The organism is Gammaproteobacteria bacterium, assembly GCA_016199745.1.
Lineage (GTDB): Bacteria > Pseudomonadota > Gammaproteobacteria > Acidiferrobacterales > Sulfurifustaceae > JACQFZ01.
In genome coordinates, this window is sequence record JACQFZ010000006.1 from 1 (window position 1) to 17,004 (window position 17,004).

Below are 17,004 nucleotides of genomic sequence, written 5' to 3' on the forward strand. Positions count from 1 at the left end.
CCGATCAATGTCAATCGATTTTCTTACACCGGCATTATTTCAGGATCTATTGCGCGTTACGGTCGAAATTGAGAAGTGCCGGAATGCAAGTATTACTCTAAAGCAACAAGTGCTTCGTGATAATACGGTGATCGCGGAAGCAGTAACTAAGATGGCTTGCATTTCGCTAAGCGCGATGGCGCCGAGCGCAATGCCTGATGAGCTGCGCGCCCGCATAACTTCGACCGACGTGGCTATAGCGTGAATGGTGTTTCGGTAGATCTTACGGATCACGGTGACGTCATCTCACTGACCTGCTCATCGCAGCCCGTGTATCTCAAACCGAAAATTCCGGTCGCAACGACCCGGTCTCAGAACGCACAAGTCAGAAGTGCGCGACCGCCGTGGTAGGTACACACACGCATATACCGACCACGTGCGGGAAAAAGGATGAAATCAATTTTTTACTCGATAACGGAGAAAATTCCATGGTGAATCAATTGGACGCCCAAACACTCATTCGTTCGAAACAATCTACAGATCGTTGGTGGCTCAATGAATTTTTCTGGTCACCCGACATGAAGGCCGTGCGAGAGAGTTATCGAGACTTCTTGGTACTGCAGGAAAGCGACGAAACTTTGATTTTTCGCGGGCTACGCATTAGGTGCGCGTACGGCACGTACCATCCGCTACCCGGCAGTTCCACGGATCTGGTCACGCTATCTTTGGACCCATTACTACAAACCGCAAAATCGTTTTTGGACGTGGGCACCGGAACCGGCGCAATTGCCTTGTATGCGCGCTCGAAAGGTTTGCTTGCAAAGGGGACCGATTGTGATCCCAAGGCGATTTTGCTGGCTCGCGAAAACGCCAACGCAAATGGTCTTGAAGACGTTCAATTCGCCTGTACGCATTTGTTGGACGGACTTGATGCCGACGAACGTTACGATCTAATACTTTTTAGTTGTCCGCTGCTGATGTGGGAAGAACGCACATCTGACTTCGACCATATCGCTTGCGACCCCAATGGGCGCTTGCTGCATGAGTTTGTAAAGAAAGCCCCAGCACACTTGTCGGCGGATGGCCGAATCGTACTTATTTTGTCGAGCATCGGAGATCGCGAGATTATCCAACATGCTTGTGCATCGCTCGAGGACATCGAGGTACTGCGGGCGGTGTATTACGGTGCAACTGGTGAATGGCGCTTTATTGTTTCTGCAAGGCCATCTTCGATGGTAAATCGGCAAATCTTTCAATGAGGGGGAAAATAATTAAAAAGATGTTGCCCGAATGGCACTTACTTAACTCGACTATGTTACTAAACTGACCTACCCCGAACTTATTAGCAGGTCTCTCCCCCTTCAGGGGGAGAGAGTCGCGGCTGATACGTTTCGGTTTTTGCTTTAAGTAAAGGGCCATTCAGATGTTGCCCGTTAAAAATTTTGTGACCTTGCAATCGCAGTTCTAAATGCATTTTTTAATCTAACAACCACTAATCGGAGATCTTATGACAACTACTTTCGAAACGGAATTTCGCGTGTACTACGAAGATACGGACGCCGGTGGTGTTGTTTATTACTCAAACTATTTGAACTACATGGAACGGGCTCGTGCGGATTGGCTGCGCTCAATCGGGTTTCCACAAGAACAGCTCGGTCCAAAGCATGGAATTGTTTTCGCTGTCCGATCAATGTCAATCGATTTTTGCCTGATGAGCTGCGCGATCGCATAACTTCGGCCGATGCGGCTATAGCGTGAATGAAAAATCTTGCCATCTCTTATATTCATCGCGGAGATGTTGGCTACCCATTGTACGAATGGCGTTTCGGTAGATCTTGCTGATCTCGGCGACATCATTTCGCTGCCCTATTCATCGCCGCTCGTGTATCCCATGCTGAAAATTCCGGCCTCCACTGGAGAAGCTGCTTTGCCCGGTCGCACGACACCGTTAGTGTCGTGTCGATGATATCCGCCCACGTAAAATCTTCTTGGGAGCCAAGTCGTTTTGCAACGGCGGTTGCGTACCGAACTCCTCGGATCGGCAGCGGCAGCATTAGCTTGCGTCCGTTCTTGACGAATGCCGGCAGCGTCACAACTTCATCGGCAGCAATGTTGAACGCTCCGGAGACTGGCAACTCGAGCGCTTTGAGAATTGCGCTCGACACGTCGCTTTCGTGAACCACCTGCAGCGTCGGCACAGGTGGCGGTAGAGATACGAATACACGGTTGTTACAAAGTGTGTGCAGAAACCGCTGCGAGTTCGGTCCAAAAATGAAATGCGCCCGCAAATGAATGATCGCGGGATATTCTGCAGCGGCGTGGTGTTCGATCTCCGCCTTGTGACGGGCATACGCGAACTTCGGTGAAGGCGTGAACGCTTTATTCTCGGTAATGTTTTCGCCGGAGCCGTACACCGATACGCTCGAGAGATTTATTGTCTTGCGGATATTGAGTTGCTTGGCGACGGCAAATACCGCCCTGGTCCCGTTTACGTTGTTATCGTGCATCTCGGCTTCGGTTATGTTGATTTGCGCTATCGCAAATGCCAGATGGATAACGGCGTCATAACCTTGCATGGATTTCTGCAAAAAAGAGTGGTTACGGACGTCACCAATGGAAGAGTGAAATTTCGGATACGTGAACCGTGTCAGCTTCCGGTCGACGCCGAATACCTGTTCCACTGCCGGATGTGCGCACAATTTTGGTAAGAGTGACTGTGCAAGACAACCCGCGCTCCCTGTGACAAACACCCGCATAAAATCTCCTATGCAAAAATAGAATTAGCCGCTTTTAATAACGATTCCGATTCCAATGGCACGTCTGAACGAATTAATGACTCTGGCCAGAATGGCACTTACTTAACTCGACTACGTTACTAAACTGACCTGCCCCGAACTTATTAGCAGGTTCCTTCCCCTTCAGGGGGAAGGACAGGATGGGGGTGGGTTGTGGTCGCTACTGCAAAAAACCCACCCCCACCCCGGCTGTTCCCGCCCAGTGCGCACGAAAATCACGTACGCCCGTTCGGCGGCGCGAGTGTCCACTGGACACTCGCGAAAGCTCCGCCTCACCCCCCTGAGGGGGAGGGAGTGTCGGCCGATAGGCTTCGGCTCTTGCTTAAGTAAGTACCATTGGACTCTGGGCAGATAGGGTGCGCAGGGCACACCCTACATTTTCGAATTAATCGGGATACCCTAAATCGATCCTCTCCCTTACGGGAACCACTATACAGAACGGATGGCCAGCGACGATCCATTGCTGACAAAACACTGTTCCTGCATCGCCGGAGTCAGCTTCGCATAAACACGGTTAACGCTATTGATGATCGCGAATATCGATGCGGTGACGATGTTGGGATGCATGCCGACGCCGAAAGTGGCACCCGGGATTCCGTCGGCCGCCATTTCGACGAATGCGACTGCTGTCGCATCGGCGCCGCTGCCGGTCGAACGCTCCTCGTAGCTTTGTAAGCGCATACCGGAACGAAGTGCATCGAGCGTCGCGTCGATTGGGCCGTTGCCGGCGCCGCGCAACGTTAGCGTTTTGTCGAATAAGTTGACGGTAAGCGCGATGCCCTGACGTGAGCCTTGTTCGAATAAGTGATGCTCAATGTAACTAACGGGACTGGTCGTGCCTAAATACTCATCGCTGAATATGCGCCAGAGATCCTTCGCTAACAATTCGCGGCCGGTAGCGTCGGCGGCACGCTGGACGACGGCGCTAAGCTCGACTTGCAAACGTCGCGGCAACACTAATCCGTAGGCCGATTCCAGAAGGAAGGCGATGCCGCCTTTGCCTGACTGGCTGTTTACGCGAATGACGGAATCGTACGTGCGACCGAGATCTGCTGGGTCGAGCGGAAGATACGGCACATCCCAACTGTCTTCCGTCGACTGCGCCGCTAGCCCCTTCTTGATCGCATCTTGATGCGATCCGGAGAACGCGGTGAATACCAAATCGCCGACGTAAGGATGGCGTGGGTGGATCGGCAACTGGTTGCAGTACTCCACGGTGCGGGCGACGTCGTTGATGTTGCTGAAGTCGAGACCGGGATCGACGCCCTGTGTGTATAAATTAAGCGCGAGCGTGACCACATCGACGTTGCCGGTGCGCTCGCCGTTGCCGAACAAGCAACCCTCGACACGCTCGGCGCCGGCCATGAGCGCCAGCTCGGCGGCGGCCACGGCGCAGCCGCGGTCGTTGTGCGGGTGCACGCTCAAAACAATGGCATCGCGCCGCGCGAGATGGCGGTGCATCCATTCGATCTGATCGGCGTAAACGTTGGGCGTCGTCACTTCAACCGTCGCCGGCAAATTGATGATCGCTTTGGCCGCCGGTGTCGGCTGCCAAACGTCGGTAACGGCGTCACAAATGTCGCGGGCGAAATCGAGCTCGGTCGCGGTGAACGTTTCCGGACTGTACTGAAACGTCCACTGCGTTTGCGGCTGGTCAGCGGCGAGCTGTTTGATCAACTGCGCGCTCTGCACGGCGATATCGATTACGCCGGCGCGATCAAGGCCGAACACCACGCGGCGAAAATTAGGCGCGGTCGCATTGTAGACGTGGACGATCGCGCGCTTGGCGCCGTGCAACGATTCCATGGTGCGCCGAATCAAATGCGGGCGCGCTTGCGTCAAGACTTCGATCGTTACGTCGTCGGGAATATGATCGCCGTCGATCAATAGCCGCACGAAATCGAAATCGGTTTGCGAGGCCGAGGGGAAAGCAACTTCGATCTGCTTGAAACCGATCGCGACTAACAACTTGAACAGCCGCATCTTGCGCTCGGCATTCATCGGCTCGAACAACGCCTGATTACCGTCGCGCAGATCGGTGCTCATCCAAATGGGCGCACGGTCGATGATTCGATTGGGCCAAGTGCGGTCGGCAAGTCCGACTGGCGGGAACGGGCGGTATTTATCGGCAGGTTGCTTCAACACGTGTTTGCTCTCCAAAACGTTCGGGATCGGGAAAAATCCAAAGCGGCCACGGGTCGGGCGCAACGACGATTACCAGGCGACCACGCGTTCATGGCCTGGCAACCGAGCGGCAGTCGAAGCAACGACAAGGAATGCAGCAGATATTTCATGATGACCTCCGGTGAGCGCGAACGCGCGTAAGCCGCTGCCTTTGGGCGGCGGCGGTAGAAAAACGATGAGGGGGAGAAATTAAGCGCGCGCGAAGCGCGGCAGAAGCAACCACAGCCCCGTGGGGGCTGTGGCTCTAACGAAGTGTGTTTTTGGATGGCGGAACATGTGGGACCGACTATGCCGGACGGGGCTTGCGGGTGTCAAGCAAGGCGCATTGCCTTTCCGGGAGGTGCAGTTATCTTTAAGTAACATCCTGGCTAAAACTACAAACATAGGGCGGCAGTCCGACCCACGTTAATTTGAATAAAGCACTTCTTTTGGGGAGTCATCCGCTATTAGCGCAACAGTTCTAAAACTTGAGCAACCGGACTTCTATGACCAAAAACAAAATCACACTAACGCTGCTGCTCGTGCTGTCGTTCGTCATCGGTGCACTGGAATACGGGCCGATACGCGCTACGCACGATAGCGCCGCATTGTTCATGACACAGACACTGCTATCGACACTGCTCATATTCATTTGGTTTCGGCTGGACGCGAGCGCGCGTCAATATCGTCCCTCATGGTTTCTCAATATTGCCGTCATCGGCCTGGCGATATTCGCCCTTCCTTATTATTTTTTCCGATCACGCGGTTGTCGCGGTGGTTTCAAAACACTGGCGCTGGCGCTGGTTGTCTTCATCGCCACGATGGTCATGTATCGCGTCGGCGCATGGAGCGGTGGCACGCTCACCTAAAATCTCCGACACTTTTATCGCCGCCTGAGGGTCGCCATGAAACTCCATCGCTCACTCTCGCTGCCGCGCAACGCCGGCTTCGCGTTGTTTCTCGCCATTCAAATCGGCACCGTTGCCGCCGATACGATCGTCAACGACGTCACTCAACTCAATCCGATCGCTGTCGAAAACATCATTGCACCGACGACCCTCGAACAGCTCATCGATGCCGTGCGTACTCATGCGGGGCCGATCTCGATCGGCGGCGGCCGCTATAGCATGGGCGGGCAGACGGCGACGGAGCGCGCGCTACAAATCGACATGCGCCAGTTCGACAAAGTCGTTCGCTTTTCGAAAGAGAAAAAAGAAATCACGGTTCAAGCCGGCATCACTTGGCGCAAAATCCAAGAGTACATCGATCCATACGACCTTTCGCTGCAGATCATGCAGACCTACGCCAACTTCACCGTCGGCGGCTCACTCAGCGTTAACGTGCACGGCCGTTACATCGGCCAAGGTCCGCTGGTGTTATCGGTCAAGTCGATCCGGGTCGTGCTGGCGGACGGTACGATCGTTGACGCGAGTTCGACCAAGAATCGCCACATTTTTTATGGCGCCATCGGCGGCTACGGCGCGCTCGGCGTCGTCGCCGAGGCGACGCTGGCGTTGACCGATAACATCAAGGTGGAGCGACAAAGCGTCGTTATGCCGCTCGGCGACTACCGCGAACATTTCTTCTGCAAGGTGCGCGATAACCCGAACTACATCTTTCACAACGCCGATATCTACCCCGACGATTACCAAACGGTGCGAGTGACGTCGTACCTCAAGACCGATAAGCCGGTGACGATTCCCAATCGATTGATGCCGGCAGACCTCAGTTATTGGCGCGACCGCTTGGCGTTTTCCGTGATATCGGAATGGCCGTTCGGCAAGGACATCCGCCAACACATCATCGACCCGCTGATTTACTCCGACGATCGTGTCGAGTGGCGCAACTACGAAGCGAGCTACAACGTCGCCGAGCTCGAACCAAGGTCGCGCGCCGCCTCGACCTACGTCTTGCAGGAGTACTTCGTGCCGGTCGACAAGATCGAGCAGTTCGTGCCGCGAATGGCGCAGACACTGAACCGCCACAAGGTCAACGTCATTAACGTTTCGATACGCTACGCCAAACAAGATCCGGGAACGCTGTTGGCGTGGGCTCGCGGCGAAGTATTCGCATTCGTCCTCTACTACAAACAAGGCATGTCCGAGCCCGAGCGCAAAGCGGTCGGCGTCTGGACGCGCGAGCTCATCGACACGGTCACGGCGCTCGGCGGCGCTTATTATTTGCCTTACCAAATACACGCGACACCGCAGCAGTTCCGCGCCGCCTACCCCAACGCCGACAAATTTTTTGCGCTCAAGCGCAAACTCGATCCCAACTACAAATTCCGCAACAAGCTGTGGGATGCGTATTACACGCCAGGACTGCCGAAGGTCGCGTCGATTGCCGCTGTCGATCCAACGGTCGATATCCAGGCGCGCATTCACGACGAGTTGCAGCACTTCACCGGCTACCAGCGCGACGAAGCGCAGACGTATCTGACGCTACCCGAGTGGTTCCTGGTTTACAGCCCGGCCGAGTACGCCGAATCGCTCAAACACAAACCGCCGACCGAATTTCCGTATTTCGGCTCAATTGGCCAGTTCTGGGGTTACTACCGCGACGCGTACCGCGTGACCAGAAACAAATACGGCTTTAACTGGGGCTATCACATCATGGTGTTTGTCATCGGCTCGAGCTACACGATCGAGAACGCGATCAAGGGCGCTTATGAAAACACCATCGGCCGTCTGAGCGAGTGGACCGCGAGCGACACGATGACGCCCGAGGACCGCTACGCCGCGCAAGTGGCGCAGGAGTACGTCGACTTCATCCGCGTCGACCCGTGGTACGAATTTTCGTTCGCGACCCGTTTGCGAAAATTGTGGGCCGAGATTGATTTGTTTGGGCCGAATCTGATGCGCAAATGGGAGCGCAAAATTATCTTGAGCATCGAGTACGCCGCCAAGGCGCAGTACGCAATGTTGATCAAGCTCGGCACGAAAACGGCTTACGGCGATGCCGATAACGAGATGCTGGCGCTGGCCACGCACGTATCGCCGACGATCGCCAAACAAGATCCAGCGGTCAATGTGTTGCGCCGCTACGACGACGGCTCGATGTTGCTGGCGTTGCCACGCTATGAAGCGTTCCGCGACCAGACACTGCGACTGGTGAAACAAGGCGTGCAATTCCGCGAGATCGCCGGCAACGACGAGATCCTGCTGACCGCGGTGGTGCCGACAACTTGGACCTATCGTTTGCCGACCGGCAAAGTGCTGTTCGAGCGACCGATCCTCACTAGCGATCACCAACAGAAACGCGTCGCCATCGAAGCGCCGGTGGAATCGCTGCACGATATTCTGCGGCAACTCGACAACAGCGGCATCGTCGTTGAGCACTTGTATGACTACTGAACCGCGTAGAATCGTCGGCCTCGTGCTGCGCTCGTCGCTTGGCGCAATTATCCTGATCGTGCTAGCCACGGCATTGATACTAATAACGTTCAGCTGGCAAGCCGATCTCCGCGAAACGAGAACCGCAGCACAAGCAGCGCCCACGAGTGGTCGATTTGTGCACACGGGCGACGTCGACCTCTTCATTCAGGAGATGGGCCCGACTACCGGTCCGGCAGTGTTGTTCGTTCACGGCACCGGTGCCTGGAGCGAGACCTGGCGTGAATCGATGGCAACACTCGCCGCCGCCGGCTTTCGGGCGATTGCGCTGGATTTACCGCCATTCGGATTTTCCGGGCGGCCAAACGATAGTTCGTACGACAAGCCGGCGCAGGCGCGGCGTATCGTCGGCGTGCTGGACGCCTTGCAAATTTCCCGCGCGATTTTAGTTGGGCATTCGTTCGGCGGCGGCCCAACCATGGAAGCGGCATTCGCCGCGTCCGCTCGCATCAACGCTCTCGTGTTGGTGGACGTCGCCCTCGGGCTCGACACCGGCGTACAGAAACCGTCGGCAATAATGCGCGGATTTCTGACGCTGCCGTCGTTGCGCGAGGCGGTAGTAGCAACCTTCCTCACCAACCCGCTTTTCACCCGACGACTGCTCGGCTTCTTTATCGCCGATATCGAGCACGCGACGCGGTATCAGGTCGGCGTTTATCAACGTCCGCTCCGCGTGCAGGGCACCACCGCAGCGGTCGGCGCCTGGCTGCCGACGTTGATGCTGCCGCAACCGGCCGCCGCCAGCGACGATGCGGCGCGCTACCGGGCGCTCGGCGTGCCGACACTGATCGTCTGGGGTAATCTCGATAGCATCACACCGCCGGCGCAGGGCCGACATCTCGCCGGCCTCATTCCAGGAGCGCAGCTGACGATCATGAATGATGTCGGCCACATCCCGCAGATCGAAGACACCCGCAGGTTCAACGCACTGCTGGTAGAGTTCGTCACCAAACTCAACGTAGATCCCTAACCCTCGCAGAGGTACGTAATGAGTTTCCATCTCGACCGTAGAACCCTGCTCAAGCTCGCAGTGCTGTTCGCCGCGACGATACCGATGGACCGCGGATGGACCATGGACGGTGCGCCGCGATCGGCACCGGCAACGCCGGCGCAACCAGGCGCGGCGAACGTCGATGACCGACAAAATTCTTATGCACTGTCGGCGTCGTCCAACTTCCGCGCCATCTACGGCGACCCGAAGCTCAAGGCGGCGTTTTTGCTGTTCCTGCAAAACGTTTATCACATCTATCCGGAAGATAAATTTCACAAACTGATCGACGACATCACGCTGGAACGCAGCTCCGACAAGGAGATCTATCTGCAGGCGCAGCAGCGGCTCAGCGAGATCAAGCCGATTCTGTCGGAAGTGCGATTAGCACTGCCGGCGCTGGCGCGGCAAAAAGCGGAGATGGCGCGGCAAGCACTAGCGTTGATCGGCGCGCAGCGCAAGATCGACGGCTACATGGAGATTGGCACCACCGGCCGTTACATCAGCCGGCTCAAGTCCGACATCGAGCTCGACGGCGATATAGTGCTGGTGCACACCCAGGCGCCGTCGTATTCGCCGACCGATATCGTCGAGCGCGGCGGCCTCGGCAAGATCGGCCGGTTCGTGTCGTTGAACGACTACGCGCCGGTCGACGCGGCCGATATCGCCGACAATAGTTTGGATTTGGTGACGAACTTCATCGGCTTTCATCATTCGCCGCCGGCGCGGCGCGATTCGTTCGTGCAGTCGCTGCACCGGGTGCTACGCCCCGGCGCCCGACTGATCGTGCGCGATCACGACGTAAATTCGGGCCAAATGAATCGCATGGTGGCGTTGGCACACGATGTATTCAACATGGGTCTTGGCACCGATTGGGCAGTCAACCAGCAGGAAATCCGCAACTTTACCTCCATGGAGCAGCTGGTTCGCTATCTGCAGCAACATGGCTTCAAGCACGACTCGCGGGCGCTCATGCAATCGGGCGACCCGACGCAAAACGCCTTGATGCTGTTTATGAAGATCTAGGCTCCAAAAAGCTCGACGTCGCCCCCACGCAGACTGGGACGACCGTATTTTTTGCATTAAGCGACAGGTCATCGCCTCACTTCGCCGCCATCTTCGCCCCCGACACCGAAGCTAACGCCGGCGCCGGCCGCACGACCGCTTCGGCGACTGGTGTCTCTTCCTCTTCTTTGTCTTCCTGAATCGACAGCTCGACCTTGGCGCGGTTGTCGTCGACACGGCCGCGTTTGCTGTTGAGCTTGATGTTGAGTTTGATCTCGTTCAGCGAATCGGCGTTGCGCAACGCGTCTTCGTAGTTGATATCACCGTTCTCGTATAGATCGAACAACGCCTGATCGAAGGTCTGCATGCCCATTTCCTTCGACTTGGCCATAGTCTCCTTCATGGCGTGCACCTCGCCCTTGAAGATGAGGTCGGAGATCATCGGCGAGTTCAGGAGGATTTCGATAGCGGCGCGACGGCCCTTGCCGTCGCCGCACGGGATCAGGCGTTGCGACACGACCGCCTTCAAGTTGAGCGACAGATCCATCAGCAGCTGCGGCCGACGCTCCTCGGGAAAGAAGTTAATGACGCGGTCGAGCGCTTGGTTGGCGCTGTTGGCATGCAACGTCGCCATGCACAAATGACCGGTCTCGGCGAAGGCGATGGCGTATTCCATCGTGTCGCGATCGCGGATCTCGCCGATCAAAATGACATCGGGCGCTTGGCGCAAGGTGTTTTTCAACGCCGCGAACCAGTTGTTGGTGTCGACACCGACTTCGCGGTGACTGATCAAGCAATTTTTATTTTTGTGTACGTACTCGACCGGATCTTCGATGGTGATGATATGACCGTGGCTGTTCTCGTTGCGGTAATCGATCATGGCGGCGAGCGAGGTCGACTTACCGGAGCCGGTGCCGCCGACCAGAATGACTAAGCCGCGCTTAGTCAGCGATACATCCTTCAAGATCTTCGGTAGTCCCAAATCATCGAACTTCGGAATGGTCGAGGTAATAGTCCGCATTACCATGGCGACACACCCTTGCTGCCAATACACGTTGACCCGAAACCGACCGATGCCTTCGGGACTGATGGCGAAGTTGCACTCTTTCTCCACCTCAAACTCACCGCGTTGCTTATCGTTCATGGCGGAATAGGCAATCGCTCGCGTTTGCACGGGTCCCAACCGTTGACCGGCGACCGGCGTCATCTTGCCGTCGATTTTCATCGACGGCGGAAAATCGGCAGAGATAAAAAGATCGGACGCCTTTTTTACCAGCATCATTTTCAACAGACCGTTCATGTAGGTCGTCGCCTGCTCGGGAGTCATCTTGCCGCAATCCTTTGATTTTGGGGGTCCAAGGAATGTGCAACGCGTGTGCCGCCGTCGGATTAACGTCGGCGAAGCGCTGGTGCTGGCGTCAATTTTTCGCCGGCGAACGCCAAGCGCCGCCGCGCGTGAGCGCCGCCGCCGCCGTTTTCAGGTAACGGGTAACGTCTTTGATATGCGGAAAATGTAATGCGCTCTTGCTCCACACCGCTTCATAAGCGAGCGCCACTGGTGTCTCGCCCGCCAGCACCAGCGGATACGCACCGGCGTCGCCGGCAATCCGCGATTCCGGCAGGATCGCCGCGCCGATGCCGAGATCGGACCACTCCTGCAACACTTGATAGCTGAGCGCCTGTCCGGGATAGGCCTGCACTTTTAAACGGCTCGCACGAAACAGATCGAGCGTCGCCGGCGCCAAACCGCAGGAACCGGCGGTGAGCACCAACGTCTCGCGGGCGATGTCGCGCAGCGTAATGTGGCGCTGGCCGCGATGTTGCGCCGTCCCACCGCGCGCCAAAAAACGCAGCGGATCGCGATAAAGCACGCAGCGCCCGCGACCGGTATCGGCGCGTAAATGCACGCCGCAGATGATGTCGATCTGTTCCTGATCCAGGCGCGACTCCATGTCGCTGACGCTGCATTCCTTGTAGACGATCTCGACGTCGGTTCGGCTCTGCCGGAACGGCTCGAACAGCGCGATTACCCGGCGACTATCGATCAATGGCGAGAACGCGACGCGCAGCAGCTTGCGCTCCGGCCGCAACAGCGTATGCGCGTGCCGTTGTAGAATTTCGGCGGCGTTGAGCACGTCGTTGATATGCTGCAGCAACTCGCGCCCGAACGCGGTCAGCTCGACCCGGCGCGTGGTTCGGCGAAACAACTTGCCGCCGAGCTCGGCCTCGAGATCGGATATGGCGTTGGAAACGGTCGGCTGAGCGGCGTCAGCCGCGCGGGCGGCGGCACTAAAGGAGCCGTGTTTGGCAACCAGACTGGCATAACCCAGTTGGATCAAGTTCATATCGATTGATAGTTAATTCAAATGAATATATTTGATTATACCGTCTTATCGGTTAAGTATAACGGCACTAGGATGTGCTTCGACTTCAACCATCTGGGGGCTTATTCACATGAATGCATTACATTGGCTGGCGTTAAGCGCAACGCTGACGGCAATATTTTGGGTACCCTATGTCCTCGACCGTTTTGTCACGGTCGGCATTTGGGCAACGATGAAAAATACGCCGGCCGAAAGCGCGCCTCGGCAATCCGCCTGGGCCTTGCGCGCTAAACAGGCGCATGCCAACGCCGTCGAAAACTTGGTCGTGTTCGCAACGCTAGTATTGGTCGCCCAGGCGCTGGGGTTGGCGGAACATACGTGGGTCGCTAATGCGGCGGCACTCTACGTCGGCGCGCGGCTCGTGCACTTCGTCGCGTATACCGCCGCTATCCCCGGTCTGCGGACGCTGGCATTCCTCGTTGGCTTCGCGGCGCAACTCATGGTGGCGCTGGTCGTGCTTGGGTAAGCTGCCGATATGGAAAAGCAACCACTCGCATGGGTCGTCGGCGTAGGGCCCGGTTTAGGCGCGGCGTTGTGTCGCGCGTTGGCCGGCCGCGGATATGCAGTCGCTGGGCTTGCGCGCACGGTTCAATTCGGTGAGCAGTTGGCGGCCGAAATCGGCGACGCTGGTGGTCGATTCACGATGTACGCCGGTGACATCGCCGACCCGGTATCGGTCGATGCTGTAATGCAGCGCATTAACCGCGAGCTCGGCGCCGCATCGGTTTACATCCATAACGCATCGCAGTTTTTGATGAAGCCGCTGCTGGAAACGACCCCAGCCGAGCTCGAATCGGTGTGGCGCATCACCTGTCTCGGTGCGCTCAACGGCGTGCGCCACGTCATCCCGCCGATGCTGCGGCAACGGCGCGGTACGCTGCTCTTTACCGGCGCCACCGCATCGCTCCGCGGTGGCGCCAACTTTGCGGCATTCGCCTCCGCCAAATTCGCGCTGCGTGGCATGGTGCAATCGATGGCGCGCGAGTACGGCCCGCAGGGTATCCACGTGGCGCACGTCATTCTCGACGGCTTGATATGGGGCCAGGCCGCCGAAAAATTTCACGTGCCGCGCGACAAATGCCTCGAGCCGGCAGCAATTGCCGCGACCTATTTACAGTTGATCGACCAACCGCGTTCGGCCTGGACCCACGAAATCGATCTGCGACCGGACGTGGAGAAGTTTTAGTGACGACCTTTGTGAGCGTACCGACCCACACCGATCTCAGCGTTCCGGTGGCGGTCGATATTTCCGGGCTCGCTTGGCAAGCGAGCCCGAGCCCGACGGTATGGCGCAAGACGCTGTACCGCGACGGCGGCGAGTTCGGTCCGGCCACCAGTGTCGTTCGCTACGACGCCGATAGCCACTTCACACGACATGTGCATCCCGGCGGCGAAGAAATTCTGGTGCTCGATGGCATTTTTTCCGACGAGCACGGCGACTATCCGGCCGGCAGCTATTTGCTGAATCCCGAAGGCACCGCCCATACGCCGTTTTCGAAAAAGGGGTGCCTGCTGTTTGTGCGCTTGCGTCAATATCAGGGAAAAGATCGTACGCAACTTACGCTCGATACGAACGCACAAGACTGGTCAACCACGGAGACCCTCGGCGTTTTGGAGAAACGGCTTTATCGGCACGACGGTTTTACCGACACGATGTCACTACAACGATGGAGTGCAGAAACCCAGCTCGCAGTTTCGGTAACGTCCGGCACGGTCGAGATTCTCGTACTTGAAGGCGAGGTAGAGGGAACCGAGGGGCGCTATTTAGCAATGTCGTGGCTACGTCTCCCGCCGGCGCCACCGCCGTATCAACTTCGCAGTCCCAACGGCGCACTCCTGTATTTGCGCCGAGCGGAATAATAAAAAACAAAGGCCGCTTACGCGGCCTTGGTCGAGCAAACCTATTACGGCGATCTCACTCTTCGCCCTTTACCGCTCGCTTCAATTCTTTACCACCTTCTTTGACGGCGTGCACACCGGTCTTGACCGTATCGCGCGCCGCATGACCGATGGTGCGCGTCACTTCGCGCGCGCCGTGGCCAACCTCGTGTATCGCTGAGCCAACCGCATGGCCGGCCGCACGGGCGTCGTCGGTGACCTCGGCCTCGTCGGCCCGGGTCGATATCATCGTCAACATCAACAACGCGGCTACACCGGCGCGAACCATAGAATTTATAGAGTTGTTAGGCATACCAGATCTCCTCTCTAAGCACGCGCCTGCCAGGTCGGCGTGCATTCAGGGGTTAACAACCCATAGTTTAACAGCCATTGACGCGCGTCTTCGGCATCTTCGGTAAACCAGGCGTAAGCCGAGCCCAGCCGAAAGGTGTAGCCCCAGGCATCCATGTCGGCACAAATTTCGTGGGCCGACAGCCCGAGCTCGTGCGCCAGCACGATCTCGAGATAACACACAGCGTTCTCTTCGTCATAGTCGCCGCCGGCATCGGTATGCAGCCGCGCGCGCCGTTCGCCGTCCATACAGATGGCGTGTGCCGCCTCGTGCAATACCGAGTGTACCGGCGTGTCGGCGCGTACATAAACCGTCGTGCCAACCAAACCGGCCTCCGGCGCCCCCCAATAACTGCCGGGGATCACTGCCGTATCATCGAGCCGTTCCAGTTGCAGACCGTACCGCGCCAGCAACACGCGCTGCATCGAGAAATTTTTTGGGCTACAGGTGATCATGCGAACGCGTTGATAGCACGGTAATAACCCCGTGACAAGCGTTGGCGCTTAGCCACCGTGATGCCCGGAATGCGCCAACCACTCGTTCACCCAGTCGCGTACCTGCTGTTGTTGCACCGGCATCAGGGATAGTGCGAGCCGGAGCTACAGGCGGCGATACCGACAATGCCGACGAGGACAACGGCGATCAATCGAATACGAGTTTTCATTCGACGGTCTCCTGGTTGGATTGTAATGACGACGAGATACAACCTAAGGCGAGAAACACGCCGTGGGTGTAACAAATTGTCTGTGGACGTAACAAACGTCGGCGGACAGTGCCGAGCGATACGTGACATCCCTGCAATCCATCTCAAAACCTGTAGCCCGGATGGAGGTCGCTCCGGCACATCCTGCGTTCGCGCACATTCGCACATCCTGCGCAGCACCCGCGTAATCCGGGCTACAAACGGTGGCACTCCGTATTTTGAGATAGTTTCTAGAAGACCGGATACGCCGAGAAAACATTGTGGGCAGCGGAGCAATTACTGCAAGACCCGCACGACCTCATTCATAAAGCGGTCGGCTGGATGCTGCGCGAAGTCGGTAAGCGCATCGATGAAAGCGTGTTACGGCGGTTTCTGGATCGACACGCCGGCTCCATGCCGCGAACCATGCTGCGTTATGCCATCGAACGATTGCCGCCGGCGGCACAGAAAAAATATCTGCACCGACGCAAGAACCCGTCGGAAACTGCGGTCGATAGGACTCGTGGGAGAAGAAAAAAATCAGCGGCAAAAAAACGGCAGACATCGTCGCGAGGTTGAGCCTTCAGCAAGCGAACGCGAGGCGACCGTCCTGTCGCTTTCCAGAGGTCCGGCTACGATTATAAAGCGTAGCAGCAGTTTTTTACTTTTCCTTATATGGGGGTGCACACTATGCAAAATCTTGGAATGTTGTTGCTGGCCATCTACCTGATCCTGCAGGGAATCAAATCGATTACCGGGGTCGTAATCCCGTTCGATCAAATAATTATGGGTGTGATCGCCATCGTCACCGGTGTGTTCCTTATTATGAAGAAGTGACGATTACGCGCGCCGATCTGGCGTAACAACATGACAAAGGCCGCGCAAGCGGCCTTTGTTTTTTCATGTACCGCATGCTGCCTTGAGCGACTGCAACGCTTGTAACGTCGCCGTGTCGGCGGGGAAGAAAGTCTCAAGCGCGAGTTCGGACAGCGTTAAATCTACCGGCGTACCAAATACCGTTATCGTACACCAGCACCGGATAGGGCTCGTGTCCGGCGAGTATCCGCTCGAGCGCGCGGCGCACCGCCGCCATCGACGGATCGGCCAGCGGTCGCTCGGGAAACAACGGCGCATAGCCGGCGGCGACGAGCATTGTGTTGCGCTCGCGCAATGGCACATCCAATCGCTCGACCAGACGCAGCAAGGCTTCACGGCTCGGCGACGACCGGCCGGTTTCGACGAAGCTCAAGTGCCGCGCCGAAATCTCCGCGTCACCGGCGAGATCGAGCTGGCTGCGACGACGACGCTGGCGCCATTGGCGCAGCAGCTCACCGACGTTCAATTGAGGTTGGCTATACATGTATCGGTGCCGCTCTCGCCGCTTGG

At 57.1% G+C, this 17,004-nt stretch carries 19 protein-coding genes; 12 read left to right on the plus strand and 7 right to left on the minus strand.

The genetic code is table 11. From position 1 onward, the window contains the following. The 3 genes from HY308_01410 to HY308_01420 form a co-directional block, all read left to right on the plus strand. The coding region (locus tag HY308_01410; protein MBI3896936.1) for a hypothetical protein at positions 1-244 on the plus strand (244 nt) is incomplete at its 5' end. A gap of 223 nt (positions 245-467) precedes the next feature. Next, positions 468-1,238, plus strand: a complete 771-nt coding sequence (locus HY308_01415) for a class I SAM-dependent methyltransferase (GenBank protein ID MBI3896937.1) — start codon at positions 468-470, stop codon at positions 1,236-1,238. A 248-nt stretch (positions 1,239-1,486) separates the two neighbouring features. After that, the gene (locus HY308_01420) at positions 1,487-1,711 is read left to right on the plus strand and encodes a YbgC/FadM family acyl-CoA thioesterase (protein MBI3896938.1); all 225 of its coding nucleotides are present in this window, start codon (positions 1,487-1,489) and stop codon (positions 1,709-1,711) included. A gap of 121 nt (positions 1,712-1,832) precedes the next feature. On the opposite strand, the gene HY308_01425 is transcribed toward HY308_01420, so the two are convergent. Continuing rightward, positions 1,833-2,735: an NAD-dependent epimerase/dehydratase family protein gene (locus HY308_01425; GenBank protein MBI3896939.1), complete on the minus strand. Its 903-nt coding sequence runs from the start codon at positions 2,733-2,735 to the stop codon at positions 1,833-1,835. A 468-nt stretch (positions 2,736-3,203) separates the two neighbouring features. Beyond that, on the minus strand, positions 3,204-4,919 hold the full coding sequence (gene leuA, locus HY308_01430; protein ID MBI3896940.1) for a 2-isopropylmalate synthase: 1,716 nt from the start codon (positions 4,917-4,919) through the stop codon (positions 3,204-3,206). 524 nt (positions 4,920-5,443) lie between these two features. Here leuA and HY308_01435 point away from each other — a divergent pair. From HY308_01435 to HY308_01450, 4 genes are read left to right on the plus strand one after another with little or no spacing between them, the layout of a single operon-like run. After that, positions 5,444-5,806, plus strand: a complete 363-nt coding sequence (locus tag HY308_01435; protein ID MBI3896941.1) for a hypothetical protein — start codon at positions 5,444-5,446, stop codon at positions 5,804-5,806. A 36-nt stretch (positions 5,807-5,842) separates the two neighbouring features. Further along, positions 5,843-8,290, plus strand: a complete 2,448-nt coding sequence (locus HY308_01440) for an FAD-binding oxidoreductase (GenBank protein MBI3896942.1) — start codon at positions 5,843-5,845, stop codon at positions 8,288-8,290. Further along, positions 8,280-9,299, plus strand: coding sequence for an alpha/beta fold hydrolase (locus HY308_01445; GenBank protein MBI3896943.1), 1,020 nt, complete (start codon positions 8,280-8,282; stop codon positions 9,297-9,299). Before HY308_01440 ends, HY308_01445 begins: the two co-directional genes overlap by 11 nt. Positions 9,300-9,317: 18 nt before the next feature. Then, complete coding sequence (locus HY308_01450; protein ID MBI3896944.1) at positions 9,318-10,343, plus strand: class I SAM-dependent methyltransferase; 1,026 nt, start codon at positions 9,318-9,320, stop codon at positions 10,341-10,343. A 76-nt stretch (positions 10,344-10,419) separates the two neighbouring features. Here the strand turns inward: HY308_01450 and HY308_01455 are convergent, their stop codons facing one another. Beyond that, on the minus strand, positions 10,420-11,649 hold the full coding sequence (locus HY308_01455) for a PilT/PilU family type 4a pilus ATPase (protein MBI3896945.1): 1,230 nt from the start codon (positions 11,647-11,649) through the stop codon (positions 10,420-10,422). A 91-nt stretch (positions 11,650-11,740) separates the two neighbouring features. Next, complete coding sequence (locus tag HY308_01460; GenBank protein ID MBI3896946.1) at positions 11,741-12,667, minus strand: LysR family transcriptional regulator; 927 nt, start codon at positions 12,665-12,667, stop codon at positions 11,741-11,743. Positions 12,668-12,776: 109 nt separating this feature from the next. Here HY308_01460 and HY308_01465 point away from each other — a divergent pair, with 109 nt between their 5' ends. Genes HY308_01465 through HY308_01475 form a run of 3 tightly spaced genes read left to right on the plus strand, consistent with a single transcriptional unit; the run spans position 12,777 to position 14,566 of the window. Further along, positions 12,777-13,172 (plus strand): MAPEG family protein, encoded by a 396-nt coding sequence (locus tag HY308_01465; GenBank protein MBI3896947.1) that lies wholly within the window; start codon positions 12,777-12,779, stop codon positions 13,170-13,172. 9 nt (positions 13,173-13,181) lie between these two features. After that, on the plus strand, positions 13,182-13,892 hold the full coding sequence (locus HY308_01470; protein MBI3896948.1) for an SDR family NAD(P)-dependent oxidoreductase: 711 nt from the start codon (positions 13,182-13,184) through the stop codon (positions 13,890-13,892). Then, entirely contained in the window at positions 13,892-14,566 is a 675-nt protein-coding gene (locus HY308_01475; GenBank protein MBI3896949.1) for a cupin domain-containing protein, read from the plus strand. Before HY308_01470 ends, HY308_01475 begins: the two co-directional genes overlap by 1 nt. A 55-nt stretch (positions 14,567-14,621) precedes the next feature. Here HY308_01475 and HY308_01480 read toward each other — a convergent pair whose 3' ends face one another. Beyond that, the gene (locus HY308_01480; protein ID MBI3896950.1) at positions 14,622-14,897 is read right to left on the minus strand and encodes a hypothetical protein; all 276 of its coding nucleotides are present in this window, start codon (positions 14,895-14,897) and stop codon (positions 14,622-14,624) included. Between the two features lie 14 nt (positions 14,898-14,911). After that, positions 14,912-15,391, minus strand: a complete 480-nt coding sequence (locus HY308_01485) for a hypothetical protein (GenBank protein MBI3896951.1) — start codon at positions 15,389-15,391, stop codon at positions 14,912-14,914. Positions 15,392-15,897: 506 nt separating this feature from the next. Between HY308_01485 and HY308_01490 the strand changes: the two genes are divergently transcribed. Both HY308_01490 and HY308_01495 read left to right on the plus strand, forming a co-directional pair. After that, positions 15,898-16,197 carry a DNA alkylation repair protein gene (locus HY308_01490; protein ID MBI3896952.1) on the plus strand — a complete coding sequence of 100 codons (300 nt, stop codon included), beginning with the start codon at positions 15,898-15,900 and terminating at the stop codon, positions 16,195-16,197. Between the two features lie 111 nt (positions 16,198-16,308). Then, positions 16,309-16,455: a hypothetical protein gene (locus tag HY308_01495; GenBank protein ID MBI3896953.1), complete on the plus strand. Its 147-nt coding sequence runs from the start codon at positions 16,309-16,311 to the stop codon at positions 16,453-16,455. Between the two features lie 133 nt (positions 16,456-16,588). On the opposite strand, the gene HY308_01500 is transcribed toward HY308_01495, so the two are convergent. Then, positions 16,589-16,978 (minus strand): helix-turn-helix transcriptional regulator, encoded by a 390-nt coding sequence (locus HY308_01500; protein ID MBI3896954.1) that lies wholly within the window; start codon positions 16,976-16,978, stop codon positions 16,589-16,591. Positions 16,979-17,004 lie beyond the last annotated feature (26 nt).